The sequence below is a fragment of the Micromonospora thermarum genome, from assembly GCF_012034245.1.
GTDB classification, from domain to species: Bacteria; Actinomycetota; Actinomycetes; order Mycobacteriales; family Micromonosporaceae; genus Micromonospora; species Micromonospora thermarum.
This window is the reverse complement of the sequence record NZ_JAATEO010000003.1, coordinates 167,053-183,674: the sequence shown is the minus strand read 5'-3', so window position 1 is coordinate 183,674 and position 16,622 is coordinate 167,053. Positions and strand designations below refer to the sequence as shown.

13 protein-coding genes and 1 tRNA gene are annotated in these 16,622 nt (G+C 73.7%); 11 read left to right on the top strand and 3 right to left on the bottom strand.

What is annotated here, in order from left to right:
• Positions 1-16 precede the first annotated feature (16 nt).
• From HCJ94_RS04245 to topA, 3 genes are all read left to right on the top strand, one after another.
• Positions 17-559 carry a hypothetical protein gene (locus HCJ94_RS04245; protein ID WP_167999623.1) on the top strand — a complete coding sequence of 181 codons (543 nt, stop codon included), beginning with the start codon at positions 17-19 and terminating at the stop codon, positions 557-559.
• Entirely contained in the window at positions 550-1,410 is an 861-nt protein-coding gene (locus tag HCJ94_RS04240) for a hypothetical protein (protein ID WP_309227139.1), read from the top strand. Before HCJ94_RS04245 ends, HCJ94_RS04240 begins: the two co-directional genes overlap by 10 nt.
• A 347-nt stretch (positions 1,411-1,757) precedes the next feature.
• On the top strand, positions 1,758-4,568 hold the full coding sequence (gene topA, locus HCJ94_RS04235) for a type I DNA topoisomerase (protein WP_167999622.1): 2,811 nt from the start codon (positions 1,758-1,760) through the stop codon (positions 4,566-4,568).
• 192 nt (positions 4,569-4,760) lie between these two features.
• Here topA and HCJ94_RS04230 read toward each other — a convergent pair whose 3' ends face one another.
• Entirely contained in the window at positions 4,761-6,077 is a 1,317-nt protein-coding gene (locus HCJ94_RS04230) for a D-arabinono-1,4-lactone oxidase (RefSeq protein WP_167999621.1), read from the bottom strand.
• 226 nt (positions 6,078-6,303) lie between these two features.
• On the opposite strand from HCJ94_RS04230, the gene HCJ94_RS04225 reads away from it, so the two are divergent.
• Entirely contained in the window at positions 6,304-6,897 is a 594-nt protein-coding gene (locus HCJ94_RS04225; protein WP_167999729.1) for a TetR/AcrR family transcriptional regulator, read from the top strand.
• A gap of 86 nt (positions 6,898-6,983) precedes the next feature.
• Here the strand turns inward: HCJ94_RS04225 and HCJ94_RS04220 are convergent, their stop codons facing one another.
• Complete coding sequence (locus HCJ94_RS04220) at positions 6,984-8,192, bottom strand: alanine racemase (protein WP_167999620.1); 1,209 nt, start codon at positions 8,190-8,192, stop codon at positions 6,984-6,986.
• A 341-nt stretch (positions 8,193-8,533) separates the two neighbouring features.
• Between HCJ94_RS04220 and tmk the strand changes: the two genes are divergently transcribed.
• From tmk to HCJ94_RS04190, 6 genes are all read left to right on the top strand, one after another.
• The gene (gene tmk / locus HCJ94_RS04215) at positions 8,534-10,624 is read left to right on the top strand and encodes a dTMP kinase (RefSeq protein WP_309227143.1); all 2,091 of its coding nucleotides are present in this window, start codon (positions 8,534-8,536) and stop codon (positions 10,622-10,624) included.
• Entirely contained in the window at positions 10,624-11,898 is a 1,275-nt protein-coding gene (locus HCJ94_RS04210; protein ID WP_167999619.1) for a DNA polymerase III subunit delta', read from the top strand. The genes tmk and HCJ94_RS04210 overlap by 1 nt, the downstream gene beginning before the upstream one ends.
• Before the next feature lie 122 nt (positions 11,899-12,020).
• Positions 12,021-12,350, top strand: a complete 330-nt coding sequence (locus HCJ94_RS04205) for a YbaB/EbfC family nucleoid-associated protein (RefSeq protein ID WP_167999618.1) — start codon at positions 12,021-12,023, stop codon at positions 12,348-12,350.
• A 1-nt stretch (position 12,351) separates the two neighbouring features.
• Complete coding sequence (locus HCJ94_RS04200) at positions 12,352-12,657, top strand: hypothetical protein (RefSeq protein WP_167999617.1); 306 nt, start codon at positions 12,352-12,354, stop codon at positions 12,655-12,657.
• A complete protein-coding gene (locus HCJ94_RS04195) occupies positions 12,657-13,334 on the top strand; it encodes a hypothetical protein (protein ID WP_167999616.1) in 678 nt (225 codons plus the stop codon). Before HCJ94_RS04200 ends, HCJ94_RS04195 begins: the two co-directional genes overlap by 1 nt.
• A gap of 294 nt (positions 13,335-13,628) precedes the next feature.
• The gene (locus HCJ94_RS04190; RefSeq protein ID WP_167999615.1) at positions 13,629-14,465 is read left to right on the top strand and encodes a PSP1 domain-containing protein; all 837 of its coding nucleotides are present in this window, start codon (positions 13,629-13,631) and stop codon (positions 14,463-14,465) included.
• A gap of 106 nt (positions 14,466-14,571) precedes the next feature.
• Here the strand turns inward: HCJ94_RS04190 and HCJ94_RS04185 are convergent, their stop codons facing one another.
• Positions 14,572-16,356 carry a metallophosphoesterase family protein gene (locus tag HCJ94_RS04185; RefSeq protein ID WP_167999614.1) on the bottom strand — a complete coding sequence of 595 codons (1,785 nt, stop codon included), beginning with the start codon at positions 16,354-16,356 and terminating at the stop codon, positions 14,572-14,574.
• Between the two features lie 134 nt (positions 16,357-16,490).
• Between HCJ94_RS04185 and HCJ94_RS04180 the strand changes: the two genes are divergently transcribed.
• A tRNA-Thr gene (locus HCJ94_RS04180) sits at positions 16,491-16,567 on the top strand.
• Positions 16,568-16,622 lie beyond the last annotated feature (55 nt).

Sequence of the window (16,622 nt, the reverse complement as noted above, 5' to 3'; positions counted from 1 at the left end):
CCGTACGCTGCAACGCATGCGTACGTGCCGGGCGGCAGCCGCCGGAAAGCTGACGGCGCTGCTGGCCACGGTCGTCCTGCTGGCCGCAGGCTGCGGCGGCGGGCCGAGCCCGCGGGCCTGGGCGGCGTCGGTTTGTTCGGCCCTGACGCCCTGGCGGGCCGAGATCAACAAGCTCACCAGCAGCACCGACCAGCAGATGACCGCCCGGACCACCCCGGCGCAGGCCAAGGAGAACCTCGTGCGGCTCTTCGGCGGCGCGGAGCAGGCCAGCGAGACCGCGCGACGCAAGGTCGAGCAGGCCGGCATCCCGGACGCCGAGAAGGGGGCCGAGGTGTCGGAGGGCTTCCGTACGTCGCTGGCGCGGATGCGCGACGCGTACGGCAAGGCGCGCGACGTCATCGACGGCCTGAGCACCAGCCAACCCACCGTCTTCTACGACGGGGTGCGGGCCGCGGTGGAGACGCTGAACCGGGAGTACGACGCCAGCGCGCTGGACACCACCCGGCTCAACTCCGAGGAGTTGAAGCGCGCCTTCGCCGAGGTCCCCGAGTGCCGTTGAGCGGTGCCGCCGGATCGTCGGACGCGGAGTCGCTGCCGACGCTCTTCCCGGTGCCCGCGCCGGCCGCGCCGGCTCCCGCACAGCCCGCTCGCCGGCGGCGTCCCGCCCCGCCGGCCGATCCCTCGACCGGCGCCGCGGACGCCCGGGGTGCCAGGGCGGCTCCCGGGGCGGCTCCCGGGGCGGATCCCGGGACCGGCGACGCGGACCGGGACCCTGGGCGGGCCATCGACACCGCCGGGTCCGGCCCCGCCGGCGATCCGCCGCGCCCGGACGATCCCCGCCGGCAGCTGGCCTTCTTCGGCGCCGAGGCCACCGATCCGTCCGTCGCCGACCTGGCCGGCCTGCTCGCCGGCCCCGCCGAGGTGTCCGTCATGGGCGGCACCGCCCGGCTGGCGGTGGTGGTCGACGCCGCGTGGCGGGTCCACGTGCTCGTCGCCGAGCTGGCCGCGCGGGGCCTGCGGGCGAGCTGGGAGGAGACCGGGGACGGGCGGCACGCGGTGCGGACGTCGTACACCCGGCTCCTGAAGCCGCTCGCGGCGGCGTGGCTGAACGGCCCGGCGAAGCGCCCGCCGGACGGCCTCCACCTGAACGGCCGGCGACTGCGGCTGTGGCTCGCGGCCGCCGGATCGGTGGAGCCGCCCGACGTCGTGCTGCGCCTCGGCGCCGTCGACGACGCGCACGTGGCGGCCGTCGGCGCCGCCCTGGCCGCCGCCGGCCTGCCCAACGCCGTCCTCGATCCGGACGTCCCCGCCTACCGCGTCACCGGCCGCCGCGACCTGACCCGCCTGACCGAGCTGATCGGCGACGCGCCACCGAGAACCCCGCCAGGAGCCTGGCCCTCCCGCCCCTGACCACGCCGATCACGGAGTTGTGGTTCCTCCGAAACGGGGCGAAACACCATGCTCCGCCCACCACAATTCCATGATCGACGGGATGAGGGGCGGGCGGCGAACGGGTGGAGGCGGGTCGGCTACAGGGCTCGTTCGTCACGGGTAACCACTCGGCGGGCCACGGGCGGTGTACGGTGGCGCCGTCCGGCCCCGCCGGCCGCGAGAGGGAGTGGTTTGTCGCCCCCGAAACCCGAATCGCGGACGACGCGTTACGTTGGACATCCGGACCGCGGGGCCCGGAGGGGTCGAGTGCGGCCCGAACCGGGCGGCCCGGGCGGTCACGAGCAGGAGTGAGGTCGGAGAGAGACGTGCCGAGCAACGCTGGAACCACCCGTCTGGTCATCGTCGAGTCACCGGCGAAGGCCAAGACGATCTCGGGCTATCTCGGCCCGGGGTACGTCGTGGAGGCCAGCTTCGGGCACGTCCGCGACCTGCCGCGCAACGCCGCCGACGTGCCGGCGAAGTACAAGGGCGAGCCGTGGGCGCGGCTCGGCGTCGACGTCGACAACGGCTTCCACGCCCTCTACGTGGTCTCGCCGGACCGCAAGCAGCAGATCAGCAAGCTGACCAAGCTGGCCAAGGAGGTCGACGAGATCCTCCTGGCGACGGACGAGGACCGCGAGGGCGAGGCGATCGCCTGGCACCTGGTGGAGACGCTCAAGCCCAAGGTGCCGGTCAAGCGGATGGTCTTCCACGAGATCACCAAGCCGGCCATCCAGGCCGCCGTGGCCAACCCGCGCGAGATCGACCGGGACCTGGTCGACGCGCAGGAGGCCCGGCGCATCCTCGACCGCCTCTACGGCTACGAGGTCTCGCCGGTGCTGTGGAAGAAGGTCATGCCGAAGCTGTCGGCGGGCCGGGTGCAGTCGGTGGCGACCCGCATCGTCGTCGAGCGGGAGCGCCAGCGGATGGCGTTCCGCACCGCCGAGTACTGGGACATCCTCGCCACCCTCGCGGTCGCGCAGGCCGGCGAGGGGCCGCGCGCGTTCAACGCGACGCTGATCGCGCTGAACGGCGACCGGATCGCCACCGGCAAGGACTTCGAACCGACCACGGGCCGGGTCAAGCCCGGCGCCGGCGTCGTCCACCTGGACGAGGGCGGGGCGCGCGGGCTGGCGGCCCGGCTGGAGGGCCGGCCGTTCACGGTCACCCGGGTCGAGGAGAAGCCCTACCGTCGGCGGCCGTACGCGCCGTTCATCACGTCCACCCTCCAGCAGGAGGCGGCCCGCAAGCTGCGGTTCTCGTCGCAGCAGACGATGCGCACCGCGCAGCGGCTCTACGAGAACGGCTACATCACCTACATGCGTACCGACTCGGTGAACCTGTCGGAGACCGCCATCGCGGCGGCCCGCCGGCAGATCGTCGAGCTGTACGGCGAGCGCAGCGTGCCGCCGGAGCCGCGCCGCTACACCGGCAAGGTGAAGAACGCGCAGGAGGCGCACGAGGCGATCCGCCCGGCGGGGGACAACTTCCGCACCCCGGGCGAGGTGGCCAAGGAGCTGTCCGCCGAGGAGTTCAAGCTCTACGAGCTGATCTGGCGGCGCACGATCGCCTCGCAGATGACCGACGCCGTCGGCTCCAGCGTCTCGGTGCGCATCCGCGCGGTCTCCTCGGCCAGCGAGGAGGCCGACTTCGGCGCCACCGGCAAGACCATCACCGACCCGGGCTTCCTGCGGGCGTACGTCGAGTCCAGCGACGACGAGAACGCCGAGGCGGAGGACGCGGAGCGCCGCCTGCCGACGCTCGTGAAGGACCAGCCGCTCACGGCCGAGGAGCTGGCCGCGCAGGGCCACCACACGCAGCCGCCGGCCCGCTACACCGAGGCGTCGCTGGTGAAGGCCCTGGAGGAGCTGGGCATCGGCCGCCCGTCGACGTACGCGTCGATCATGCAGACCATCCAGGACCGCGGGTACGTCTCCAAGCGCGGGCAGGCGATGATCCCGTCGTTCCTGGCGTTCGCGGTGGTCGGGCTGATGGAGCGGCACTACCCGCGCCTGATCGACTACGACTTCACCGCCAGCATGGAGAACGAGCTGGACGAGATCGCCGGTGGCGACCACGCGGCGATCGACTTCCTCACCGCGTTCTACTTCGGCAGCACCAACGGCGTCGGCGACCAGGACATCGCCCGTTCCGGTGGCCTGAAGAAGCTGGTCACGGAGAACCTGAGCGACATCGACGCCCGTAGCGTCAACTCGATCCCGCTCTTCACCGACGACGAGGGGCGCGAGGTCGTCGTGCGGGTCGGCCGGTTCGGGCCGTACCTCCAGCGGGCGGTTCCCGGCGAGGTGCCGCCGCCGAAGGCGGAGGGCGAGGAGGGCGGCGCCCCGGGCGACCGCGCGCCGATCCCGGAGGGGCTGGCACCCGACGAGCTGACCCCGGAGAAGGTGCACGAGCTGTTCCTCGGTGGTGGGGGCGAGCGCAAGCTCGGCGACGACCCGGCCACCGGCGAGCCGATCCTGCTCAAGTCCGGCCGGTACGGCCCGTACGTGGCCAGCGGTGAGCGCAAGTCGTCGCTGCTGCGCTCCCAGTCGCCGGACTCGTTGACCTTCGAGGAGGCGCTCAAGCTGCTCAGCCTGCCCCGGCTGGTCGGCGTCGACCCGGAGGGCAACGAGGTCTTCGCCAACAACGGCCGCTACGGCCCGTACGTCAAGCGGGGCGAGGAGTTCCGGTCGCTGGACTCCGAGGACAAGATGTTCACCGTCACCCTCGACGAGGCGCTGGCCCTGCTGGCCGCCCCGAAGACCCGCCAGCGCCGGGCGGCCGCGCCGCCGCTGCGGGAGATGGGCGCCGACCCGCTGACCGAGAAGCCGCTGGTCATCAAGGACGGGCGCTTCGGGCCGTACGTGACCGACGGGGAGACCAACGCGTCGTTGCGGCGCGGCCAGACCCCGGAGGCGCTGAGCCTGGAGGAGGCGTCGGAGATGCTCGCCGAGAAGCGGGCGAAGGGTCCGGCGCCGCGCAAGAAGGCGGCGAAAAAGGCCGCGCCGGCCAAGAAGGCCGCGGCGAAGAAGACCGCCGCGGCGACCAAGGCGACGGCGGCGAAGAAGGCGACGACCGCGAAGGCCACCCCGGCCAAGAAGGCCGCCCCGAAGAAGGCCACGACGGCGACGGAGTGACTGACGGGACCGGCGTCGACACCGACGGCGTACCGCCTCGGCCAACGCTGTGCCGTGCCGGACCCGCACCCCTGCTCGCCGCCCCTTTGCTCTGCGTCGACGGACGCAAGGCTTCCGGGACGGAACCAGTGCGTGGGTTGACGCAGAGCAGAGGGCGCGGACCGCTCACCCGAGCCGGCGGCGGAGTCCGCGTCAGGAACCGAGGACCCGGGCCAGGTGGGGAGAGGCGAAGACCCGGTCGGGGTCGAGCCGGTCGCGGACGGCCCGGAAGTCGGCCCACCGGGGGTACGCGGGCGCCAGCGACGCCGCGTCGCGCCAGTGCAGCTTGCCCCAGTGCGGCCGGCCGCCCAGCCCCGCCGCCACGTCCTCGAAGGCCCGGAAGTACGGCTCGTACGGCATGCCCACGTACTGGTGGACGGCGATGTACGCGGAGTCCCGGCCGTGACCGTGGGACAGCCAGACGTCGTCGGCGGCGGTGAACCGCACCTCCACCGGGAACAGCACCTTGAACGGCAGCCCGTCGACGATCCCGCGCAGGGCGTCCAGGGCCGGTACGAGGGCGTCGCGCGGCAGCGCGTACTCCATCTCCACGAAGCGGACCCGTCGCGGGGTGCAGAAGACCGAGTCGGAGCGGCCGGTGTAGCGGCGCTCGGTGAGCGCCCGCGCGGAGACCGCGCTGATGGTCGGGGCGAGCGCCGGCACGGCGCGGCCCAGCCGGCAGGCCCCGGCGAAGACGGTGTTGGCGAGGAACTCGTCGTCCAGCCAGCCCCGCCAGCGGGGCAGCGGCCGGTCGTCGGCGGGCACCCGGTCGTTGGTCTTGACCTGCACCCGGTCGGTGTACGGGAACCAGTAGAACTCGACGTGGTCGTGGCGTCGCAGCAGGGCCGGCAGGTCGGCCAGCACGCCGGCCAGCGGCGCCGGCCGCTCGTGCGCGAGCAGCACGAACGCGTCCACGCAGCGCAGCGTCACGTCGACCAGCACGCCGAGCGCGCCCAGCGAGACCCGGGCGGCGGCGAACACGTCAGGGTGCTCGTCGGCGGAGCAGCGCAGGACCTCACCGGTGCCGGTGACCAGGGTGAGCGCCTCGACGAACGTCGACAGGCAGCCGTACCCGGCGCCGGTGCCGTGCGTGCCGGTCGAGATCGCGCCGGCTACGGTCTGCGCGTCGATGTCGCCGAGGTTGGGCAGGGCCAGCCCGTGTCCGGCGAGTAGCCGGTTGAGTGCGTGCAGGGTCATTCCGGCGGGTACGGTGACCAGTCGACGGTCGACGTCGACGCGTACGCCGGTGTCCAGGTCGGACAGCTCCATGCGGTGCCCGTCGGTCAGCGCGACGGCGGTGAAGGAGTGGCCGCTGCCGACCGCCCGGATCCGCTCGCCGGCCGCGGCGGCGGCCCGGACCGCGTCGGCGACGTCGTCGACGGACGTGGGACGTAGGACGGCGGTGGCGGTGCCACGCTGGTTGCCGGCCCAGTTGGCCCAGGCGGTTACGGAGGGTGCGGCGGCGACCATGGAACACTCCTCTACGTGAATATGAACTGACTTCATATCAGGAACGTTGTGCCTGGTAAATACCGCAATCGAGGTCCGCTCGTTGTACCGGTAGTCACGGACTCGTGACGTGCAGATATGTTCATCCGTCGAAGGGGGGTGGCGCCGAGTGTCCACACCAGCCGCCACGACCGGGCCGCTGCGCCGCGTACCGGTGCAGGGTCGAAGTGTCGCGCGGGTCCAGCGGATGCTGGACGCCTGTGCCGAGCTCGTCGACGAGGTGGGGTACGAGGGGCTGACCACGACTCTGCTCGCCGAGCGCGCCGAGGTGGCGATCGGGTCGGTCTACCAGTTCTTTCCGGACAAGCGGGCGATCGTGCAGGCGCTGACCCTGCGCACGATGGAGTCCTACCTCCAGCGGCTCGACGAGAGGTTCGCCTCGGACGACCTGACCCACTGGTGGGACGGTGTCGACGCGGCGATCGACGAGTACATCTCGATGCACCGTACTGTCCCGGGGTTCCGTACCCTGCACTTCGGCGACGTGGTCGACCTGCACCTGCTCGATGAGCAGCGGGACAACAACGGGGTGATCGCCGATCAGCTCGCCCGCGTGCTCACCGAACGCTTCGGGCTGACCGACGTACCGGATCTCCGGTTCCACCTGGAGATCGCGGTCGAGGCGTCCGACGCGCTCATCAAGCTGGCGTTCCGCCGGCAGCCCGAGGGCGACGCCCGGGTGCTGACCGAGGCCAAGGCGCTCATCCGGGAGTACCTGCACCGCCAGGTCGACGCCCGGGATGGCGCGGGCCAGCCGGCGGAGGTGACGCAACCGGCCTGACCGCCGTCCGACCTGCCCGGACCGCCCGCAACCGGCCCGGTCGGCGGCGACGCTACCAGCGCAGGCCCGGTCGCGTCGCCGGCGGCTCACAGGAACGCCCGGCCCTCGCCGCGGTACGTCGGGACGGTCGCCGCCACGGTGTCGCCGTCGACCAGGTGCAGCTCGTTGACGTGCTCGGCGAGCTCGCCGGCCTTGGCGTGCCGGAACCACACCCGGTCGCCGACCCGTAGCGTCCCGGCCGCCGTGCCGGTCAGCGGGGTCTGCACCTCGCCGGCCCCCTCGGTGCCGACCAGCTCCAGCCCGGCCGGTAGGACGGGCCGGGGGAGCCGGCTGCGCTCGGCGGGGCCGGAGGCGATCCAGCCGCCGCCCAGGACGGTGGCGTAGCCGGGGGCCGGGCGGCGGACCACCGCGCAGGCGAAGAACGCGGCCGGTGTGGGGCGCCAGGCCCGGTAGGCGTCGAACAGCGTCGGCCCGTACAGGCCGGATCCCGCGGTCACCTCGGTGACCGCGGGATCGGCGCTGGTGGCGGCCACGCTGCCGGTGCCACCCCCGTTGACGAACTCCAGGTCGGCGTGCTCCCGGACGGCGGCCACCGCCGCGCTCCGGCGGGCCAGCAGCTCGCGGTACGACCCGCGCTGGGCCAGCCGGATCGCCGCACCGAGCACCGCCCTCCCCGGCGGCGCGTCGCCCAGACCGGCGATCTGCGCCTCGTACGCCATGAGCCCGACCAGCCGGAAGCCGGCGCGGGCGGCGACGGTGGCGGCGAGCGCGCCGGCCGCCCGGGCGCTGTGCACCGGCGAGCGGCGGACGCCGACGTGCACCCGTCCGCCCAGCGGCCGCCACGACGCGTCCAGGTCGAGGCAGACCCGCAGCTCGGGCCGCCGATCGGGGGCGGTAACCGAGTCCACCAGGTCGAGTTGGTCGGTGCCGTCGACCATCAGCGTCACCGCGCCGGCGAGCGCCGGGTCGGCGGCCAGTTCGGCGAGCGCGGCCCGGTCGGCCGTGGGGTACGCCACCAGCGCGTCGTCGGTCACGCCGGAGCGGACCAGCCACAGCGCCTCGGGCAGGGTGAACGCCATCACGCCCCGCCAGCCGGGGGTGGCCAGGGCCCGGGAGATCAGGTCCCGGCTGCGGACGGACTTGCTGGCGACCCGCACCGGCTTGCGCGCGGCACGCTCGGCGAGCGCGGCGGCGTTGGCGTCGAACGCGGCGAGGTCGACGACCGCGTAGGGGGGGTCGAGATGCCCGGTCGCCCGGTCGAGTCGATCGCGAAGGTCGTGCCTGTCGGTGGCCACGTGATGCACGCTAACCGTCCCGGGATCAATGCGAAATACCCTCGCGTCTGTCCGGGCTGCGGTGGGTGGTCGTGGCGACCTACGCTCGGCGAGCAGGGGAATGTCGCGGTGGGGAGGGTCCCCACCGGGTCTAGAGTGTTGCACCGGGACCGCCCAGCGATGGGCCGCCACGTGGAGGTACGGCCATCGAAAGCCAGCAGAACGGCGAGTCGCCCGGCGTGTCGCCGTCCGGAGCGCAGCCCGGCTCGACCGGCGCGCAGCCCGGCCTGTCCACGTCCGGAGCCAAGACCGCCACGCAGACCGACCACTCGGGCTACGCCGCCATCCGCTCGGTGCTGCGCATCCGCCCGTTCCGGCGGCTCTGGATCGTGCTCGGCGCCGCCTCGTTCGGCGACTGGTTCGGCCTGCTCGCGACGTCCGTCTTCGCGGCCTCCCAGGTGGAGGGGAGCACCGCGAAGGGTGCCGCCTTCGGCACTGTCATCGCGATTCGCCTGCTCCCCGCCCTCGTGCTCGGCCCGATCGCCGGCGTGCTCGCCGACCGGTTCGACCGGCGGTGGACGATGGTCATCTGCGACGTGCTGCGGTTCCTGCTGTTCGCCTCGATCCCGCTCGTCGCCGTGCTGGGGGCAAGCGGCGCGGTGGTCGTCGGCTGGGCCACGATCGCCACGTTCCTGATCGAGTCGATCACCCTGCTCTGGATCCCGGCCAAGGAGGCCGCGGTTCCCAACCTCATCCCTCGGGCCCGCCTGGAGGCGGCCAACCAGCTCACCCTCATCACCACGTACGGCCTCACCCCGGTCCTCGCCGCACTCGTCCTCGCCGCGCTGGACGGCGCGGTCCGGGCGGCCACCGGCGGCGCCACACCCGACTGGGCCGAGCCGGCGCAGCTCGCGCTCTGGTTCAACGCGCTGTCCCGGCTGGCCACCGCCGTCGTGGTGGCTTTCGGCATTCGGGAGATCAGCCAGGGCCGCGCCGCCGAGCGGGACCAGGCCGAGCAGACCATGCTGCGCCAGTTCAAGGAGGGCTGGCAGTTCATCGGCCAGACCCCGTTGGTCCGGGGGCTGGTGCTGGGCATCTTCGGCGCCTTCGCCGGCGGCGGCATCGTGATCGGCACCGCCCGGTTCTTCGCCAACTCGCTCGGCGCCGGTGACGCGGCCTTCTACCTGCTGTTCGGCGCCATCTTCATCGGCCTGGCGGTCGGCATCGGGCTCGGCCCGATGATCGTCAAGGACATGTCCCGCCGCCGTTGGTTCGGCATGAGCATCGTGCTCGCCAGCGCCGCCGTCATGACGCTGGCCTTCGCCATCCACCTCTCCATGGCGATGGTCGGCGCGATCCTCGTGGGTGCGGGCGCCGGGATGGCCTTCCTCGCCGGCACCACGCTACTCGGCGGCGAGATCGCCGACGAGGTCCGCGGCCGGGTCTTCGCGGTCGTGCAGATCGGCACGCGCCTGGTGCTGATCCTCGCCATCGCGCTGAGCAGCCTGCTCGCCGGCGTCGGTGGCTCCCGCCGGTTCGAGATCGCCGATCTCGGGGTGTCGATCTCGTCGACCCGGCTGCTCCTGCTCGTCGCCGGCGCCGCCGGCATCTTCGCCGGGATCAGCGCGTTCGGGCAGATGGACGACAAGAAGGGCGTCCCGGTCCTGGCCGACCTCTGGGGCTCGGTACGCGGGCGCCCGCTGATGCCGGCCGAGCCGTTCGTCTCCACCGGGCTGTTCGTGGTGTTCGAGGGCGGCGAGGGAGCCGGCAAGTCCACCCAGCTCGGCCTCCTCGCCGACCGGCTGCGGGAGCAGGGGCGCGACGTGGTGGTGACCCGCGAGCCCGGCGCCACCCCGGTCGGCGAGCGGATCCGGTCCCTCCTGCTCGGCCAGCCCGGCTCCGACGTGCCGTCGCCGCGCGCCGAGGCGCTCCTCTACGCCGCCGACCGGGCCCACCACGTGGCCACCGTCGTCCGGCCGGCACTGGCCCGGGGCGGCGTCGTGATCAGCGACCGATACGTCGACTCGTCGCTCGCGTACCAGGGTGCGGGGCGGACGCTCCCGGTCGACGAGGTCTCCTGGCTCTCCTCCTGGGCCACCGGCGGGCTGAAGCCCGACCTGGTGGTGCTCCTCGACGTCGACCCGCGCACCGGCCTGTCCCGGGTGGCCAGCCGTGGCGAGGACCGCGACCACCTGGAGGCGGAGTCGGTGAGCTTCCACGAGCGGGTCCGGTACGCGTTCCTCGACCTCGCCGCCGCCGACCCGAAGCGCTACCTGGTGCTGGACGCCTCCCGCCCGGCCACGGAGATCGCCAAGGCGGTGGCGCGGCGGATCGACGAGATGCTGGGCGCGCCGGGCGGCATCGTGCACCCGCGTCCGGCACACGGCCCGGACACCTCGGTGCAGCCGGAGTTATCCGACGCGGAGCTGGTGACGATGGAGCATCGGACCTGATGCCGGACGTCTTCGCCGACCTGGTCGGCCAGGACGAGGCGGTCGCCACCCTGCGCCGGGCCGCCGCGGCGGCCGCCGCCGTGCTGCGCGCCGCCGCGCACCGGCCGGACGAGGCCGACGAGCTCGCCGCCCTCGTCGAGGAGGTCGAGGTGGCACCGGGCGCGGAGGGCGTGGCGCCCGGCGACCCCGGCGCGGGCATGACACACGCCTGGATCTTCACCGGGCCGCCCGGCTCCGGCCGCTCGGTCGCCGCGCGGGCCTTCGCCGCCGCGTTGCAGTGCGTGCACGGCACCGGCTGCGGCACCTGCCCCGGCTGCCACACGACACTCGCCGGCACGCACGCCGACGTCCGGCTGGTGGTGCCGGAGGGGCTCTCCATCGGCGTCAGCGAGATGCGGGCCCTGGTGCTGCGCGCCGCCAGCACCCCGTCCGGCGGGCGGTGGCAGGTGGTGGTCATCGAGGACGCGGACCGGCTCACCGAGGCGGCCGGAAACGCGCTGCTCAAGGCCATCGAGGAACCCCCGCCGCGCACCGTCTTCCTGCTCTGCGCCCCGTCCACGCACCCGGACGACATCTCCGTGACGATCCGGTCCCGCTGCCGCGTCGTACCGCTGCGGCAGCCGCCGCCGGACGCGGTGGCCGAGGTGCTGGTCCGGCGGGACGGGATCGCGCCCGACGTGGCAGGGTGGGCCGCGGCCGCCGCCCAGGGGCACGTCGGGCGGGCCCGGCGGCTGGCCCGCGACCCGGAGGCGCGCAAGCGGCGGGACGCGGTGCTGGCGGTGCCCCGCCGCCTGACCGGCGTGGGCGCCGCCTTCGACGCCGCCTCCGCGCTGATCGAGGCGGCCGAGGCGGAAGCCGAGGCGTCGGTGGCGGAGACGGACGCGGCCGAGCGGGCCGCGCTGGAGACCGCACTCGGCGCGGGTGGCACCGGCCGGGGCGCGGCCGGCGCGATCCGGGGTGCCGCCGGGCAGCTCAAGGAGCTGGAGAAGCGGCAGAAGTCCCGGGCCACCCGGGCGCAGCGGGACGCGCTGGACCGGGCCCTGGTGGACCTGGCCGGCTTCTACCGGGACGCACTCACCATGGCGCTGCGCGCCTCCGTCGCGCCCGTGCACACCGACACCGCCCCCCTCGCCGAGGCGGGAGCGCGGAAGTGGGACGCCGAGGGCGCACTGCGCCGCCTGGAGGCGGTGCTGGCCTGCCGGGCGGCGATCGAGGCGAACGTGAAGCCCCGCATCGCCGTCGAGGCGATGATGCTCGCCCTCTGGAAGGGCTGACCAGGTCCCGATCGGCCGTCCACAGGCATCGACACGCGCGATTGCTGTGCGGTACGGTCCGGTGTGCCATGCACGGTGACCATGGCACCACGCTGAGTGAGACCCGTCCGGGAGGAGCGCGGATGCCGCGGGGCGAGATCGACGAAGCCTGGATCGAGGAGGCGGTGCGCCGCTACCGGCGCATCGAGTCCCTCCAGGCCGAATTCGACCAGGCGGTCACGACGGTCGAGGTCACCGTCCGCTCGCCGGACGGGCTGGTCGAGGTGGTGGTGACCGCCGGCGGGCGGATCACCGACGTGCGTTTCCTCGGTCCGCTGCACAACCGCCACCCACGCGACGTCGCCGGCTCCGTCCAGGCCGCGGTCACCGCGGCCGCCGACGCCGCGCAGTGGGCCCGCGAGAAGCTGCACAACGAGACGTTCGCCGCCTACCGTCCGCTCGCGGGGGCCTGACATGGACGTGCTGCGCGCCCTCGCCGCCCGGCTCGACGCGGCGAGCGAGACGCTGGCCGGCCTGTCCCGCGCGGTCACCGCCGGCGACCCGGCCCAGGTCGCCTTCGGCGGCGACGCGGCGGGCCGGCCCGGCGAGATCGGGCGGGCCCTGCACCGGCAGTGGACGGCGGCCACCGGTGACCGGGCCCGCGAGGCCCACGCCGCCGCCCTGCGCCTCGCCGCCGCCGCGTCCGCCGTCCGGGACGCCGCCGACCGCTACGCCGACGTCGACCGGGCCGCCGGCCGGCGGCTCGCGGGGGAGGTGTGATGGATCCGCTGGACCGGCTCGCCGAGCCCGGCCTCGACCTGCTGCGCCGCGTCGACACGCTGCTCGCCGCCGGTGCGCCGGAGGGGCACCGGGTCTGGCCACTGCTGCGCCGCATGCAGGTGCTCCCGGGCGAGGCAGTCCGGAGCTTCCTGGACCTGCACCCCGGGCCGCTGGCCGGTGCGGGCCGGTCGGTGCGCCGGCTCGTCCCGGCGTACGACGAGGTCTCCGCCGCGCTCACCGACCCGGTGCTCTGGTCCGGCGCGGCCGCCAGCGCGTACGACGAGTCCCGGGCGGCGCTGCTGCGCCACCTGGACGAGGGGCCGGAGAGTTTGGTGGGGCGGTTGGAGTCGACCGCCGGGTACGCCGACGCCCTCGCCGACTGGGTGGAGGGCAGCCGGCTGGCGCTGGCCCGGGCCCTGGCCGACGTGCTGCGGTCGACCGAGGCCGTGGCGGTCGTCGCCGCGACGTCGGTGCCGCTCGCCGTGTCCGCCCCGCGCGCCTCGGCCGGGCTGGAGGCCGCCGAGATCGCGGCGCGGGTGCTCGCGGTGCTCTGCGTCGCGTACGACGGAGCGGAGACACTTCTGCGGCAGTGGGGGCCGAGCCTGGCCGAGTCCCGGTGGCGGGCGCCGGTCGCCGGTCACCCCCGCTACGACGCCCCGACCCGGGTGGGCCGGTGACACCTGCCGGTGCCTCGACAAGGCGCACGGCGTCGCGCTCGTGAGCCGGTCCCCGGCTCCCGGCGCCGACGCCGTGGCCTTCCCCTGCACCCCCCGCAGGTCTGCCTCCACTCAACGCCCCGGGTCGGCATTTGTCCCGCCGGTCGCGTCGGAATCAGCCGTCCGGGCGAGGATCATCGGCCCGGCGGGACGGCCCGTGGATCGGCCGATTCGATCGACATGGATGGCTGCACGGTGTAGTCGTCCCGCGACGCCCGCCGGGCCGGGACGGTTCGAGGGACGTAGGGTGAGGGCATGGGCATGCTGTGCGCGGTCAGTTTCCACCGGTACGGGCGCCTCTACTACCTGGATCCGGGCGAGTTCCGTCCGCAGGTCGGTGACAAGGTGCTGGTGCCGACGGACGACGGGCCCGAGGTGGCCGAGTGCGTCTGGGCCGCGCAGTGGGTGTCCGACGACACCGACGGGTTCCCCAGGCTGGCCGGGCTGGCGCAGGAGGAGGACCTGCGTCGGGACGAGGCGTTGCGCCAGCGCAAGGCCGAGGCCAAGGTCGCGGCGAAGCGCCTGATCCGGGAGCACGGCCTACCGATGAAGGTGGTCGCCGTGGACCACGTGCTCGGCGGCGGGGAGGGTGGCGAGCGCAGCACCATCTACTTCACCGCCCCGCACCGGGTGGACTTCCGGTCGCTGGTACGGGATCTCGGCGCGACCCTGCACTGCCGGGTCGAGCTGCGCCAGCTCTCCGCCCGCGACTCGGCCCGAGTGCAGGGCGGCATCGGCTCCTGCGGCCGGGACCTGTGCTGCGCCACGTTCCTCACCGACTTTGAGCCGGTCACCATCCGGATGGCCAAGGACCAGGATCTGCCGCTCAACCCGCTGCGCATCTCCGGCGCGTGCGGCCGGTTGATGTGCTGCCTGAAGTACGAGCACCCGCTCTACCAGCGCTTCCAGGAGTCCGCCCCGGCGATCGGCGCCCGGGTGAGCACGCCGGAGGGGGAGGGCCGGGTCGTGGGCCACAGCGTCCCCCGCGACGCGGTGACGGTCCGCATGGACGCCGACGGCTCCCGCTGCTCGTGCAGCCGCGCCTCGGTCTGCGCCCCCCGCCAAGCCCACGACACCCACTACGGCTCCTGACCCGGTCCCGACACACTCTGCCCGCCCGGCCCCCGCTGATCATGAAGTTGGCGGGTGTTCTGGAGATCGACTCACCCGTCAACCTCATGATCAACCTGGTTCACAGTCAGTGGAGGACCACCGGGGGTTCGGCCAGGCGGGGGGTCAGGGGCGTACGGGGGATCAGCCAGGAGGACTCGGGGGACTGGTCGGGGTTGATCTGCCAGTCGCGGGCCACCCTGTCGACGCCGATCGGGTAGATCGTCAGCGTGCCCTCCCGGGTGATGTGGAGGCGGAGGAAGCCCTTCGAGTCCTCGATGCCCTGGCCCGCGAATAGTTCGTTGACGTTGACCCCGAACGCGCCGGCCACCAGCAGGTACGCGGCCACCAGTTGGCTCGCCACCAGGCCGATCACCGGGCCGTACACCACGACCGCGGCCACCGCCGGCAGTGGCCACGGCCAGTCGTGGAACGGCAGCGCCAGCCACGCCCACGTGCCGGCCGCCGCCAACCCGACGTGGGTCACGCCGTGCCCCACGCCGAGGATCCAGTGCCGGACGTGCCGCTTGCCTCCCGAAGCGGGCGGCTTGGCGAAGAACGCCGCCCCGAGCAGCGTCACGAGCAGCATCACCACCAGCGGCACGCTGAACAGCCGCTGCTCCGTCCCGCCGCGGTTCGTGGCGACCCCGACCATCGCCAGCATCAGCAGCGTGTGCAGGGTGCCGACCAGCGTGGTGAAGCCCGGGTTGCGCAACGGCAGCCGGGGGAAGATCCCCCAGGCGTACCGCCGCGACCGCGCCGCGTCCGGGTAGCGGCCCGCCAGCTCGTACGTCTGGGACGCGCTCGCCCGGCGGGCCAGGGTGTCCCGCGGCGGGACCTCGATCCGCTCCGGCAGCTTGTGCGTGGGGTAGAGGTACGCGCCGCCGCTGCCGCACGTGATCAGTTGGCGGTCCGGGCCGGCGTACCGGGCGTAGTGGTGCAGGTCGCCGGAGATGAGCAGCTTCACCTGCGCCCCGGTGGGCGCGACGATCGTGCGGATGAAGTAGTCGATCGAGTCGTACGCCGTGGGGTGGTCGACGGCCTTGACCCACGTCGGCGCCGGCACGGCCAGGATCACCCGGCTCTGCGGCCCCAGCCGCTCCGCCACCGCGTCGAAGTAGGTGAGCTGCGGGTCGTCCAGGTACGACCCGGACTGGTCGTCGAGACCGAGCAGCCACCAGTCGGCCGGCAGTTCGACCGCGAAGTACGACCGGGACTGGCCGGTGCCCCAGCCGCCGAAGTGCCGGTCCCGGGACCGCACGAACAGGCGCAGGAAGGCGGTGAGGCCGTCGTACCAGTCGTGGTTGCCGGGGACCGCGAACAGGGTCGGCCGCTCGGGCGGGGTGACCGGCAGCGCCGCCTGGTAGGGGCCCTTGCACCGGTCCTCGTACGCATCGAAGGCCGCCGACGGGTAGACCTGGTCGCCGCCCATGACGAGGGTCTGCGCGCGGGGCAGGCGGTGCCCGTCCACGACCAGCTCACGCTGGGCGAGCAGGTGCGCGACCGAGTACGTGGCGTTGAAGCCGTCGCCCAGGTCGGCGACGTAGTCCAGCCACAGCCCGCCGTCCGGCCCGACCTGCTTGGAGATCTTCGCGTCGAGGGCGTTCTGGAGTTCACGCTTGTCCAGGTACGCCCCGAAGAGCATCGCCAGCAGCGTACGGATGCCGGTGCTGATCAGCAGGAACGGCGCGAGCCACGGCACCGGCTTGCGCGGGGTGAAACCCAGTTCCAGCGGGTCGGTGCTGGTCGGCCGGCGCGCGGGCCGGCCACCGGCCGCCTCGCTGGCGTGCGGGCTGTCGGGTGGCGGGGCGGCTGCCGGTTCGTGTGGCATGGTCTGGTCGTCCGGCGATCCGGAGGGATGATCGTCCGTCATCCGCCGGAGCGTAGTGCGAGTCGGCGTGCCGCGCTGTCCGGTGGACGTCCGAATGCGCCTCCTGTCCGGGTCGGCGGTGTGGTGGGGATCCCGTTCGGCGGTTCCGGAGGGGTGGCGTACACTTGACGCTCGTTGCCGCCTTAGCTCAGTCGGCTAGAGCGACGCACTCGTAATGCGTAGGTCGACGGTTCGATTCCGTCAGGCGGCTCCATAGAAAGGCCCAGGTCAGCGGCAATATCGCCGAGCATGACCTGGGCCTTCTTCAT

What these genes read in the sequence shown, in the direction of transcription:
- HCJ94_RS04245 (WP_167999623.1), top strand. Translation starts at nt 17, where the DNA reads ATGCGTACGTGCCGGGCGGCAGCCGCCGGAAAGCTGACGGCGCTGCTG.
- HCJ94_RS04230 (WP_167999621.1), bottom strand. Translation starts at nt 6,077, where the DNA reads ATGGTCGCCGCCGCACCCTCCGTAACCGCCTGGGCCAACTGGGCCGGC.
- HCJ94_RS04225 (WP_167999729.1), top strand. Translation starts at nt 6,304, where the DNA reads ATGCTGGACGCCTGTGCCGAGCTCGTCGACGAGGTGGGGTACGAGGGG.
- HCJ94_RS04210 (WP_167999619.1), top strand. Translation starts at nt 10,624, where the DNA reads ATGCCGGACGTCTTCGCCGACCTGGTCGGCCAGGACGAGGCGGTCGCC.
- HCJ94_RS04205 (WP_167999618.1), top strand. Translation starts at nt 12,021, where the DNA reads ATGCCGCGGGGCGAGATCGACGAAGCCTGGATCGAGGAGGCGGTGCGC.
- HCJ94_RS04200 (WP_167999617.1), top strand. Translation starts at nt 12,352, where the DNA reads ATGGACGTGCTGCGCGCCCTCGCCGCCCGGCTCGACGCGGCGAGCGAG.
- HCJ94_RS04195 (WP_167999616.1), top strand. Translation starts at nt 12,657, where the DNA reads ATGGATCCGCTGGACCGGCTCGCCGAGCCCGGCCTCGACCTGCTGCGC.
- HCJ94_RS04190 (WP_167999615.1), top strand. Translation starts at nt 13,629, where the DNA reads ATGGGCATGCTGTGCGCGGTCAGTTTCCACCGGTACGGGCGCCTCTAC.
- HCJ94_RS04185 (WP_167999614.1), bottom strand. Translation starts at nt 16,356, where the DNA reads ATGACGGACGATCATCCCTCCGGATCGCCGGACGACCAGACCATGCCA.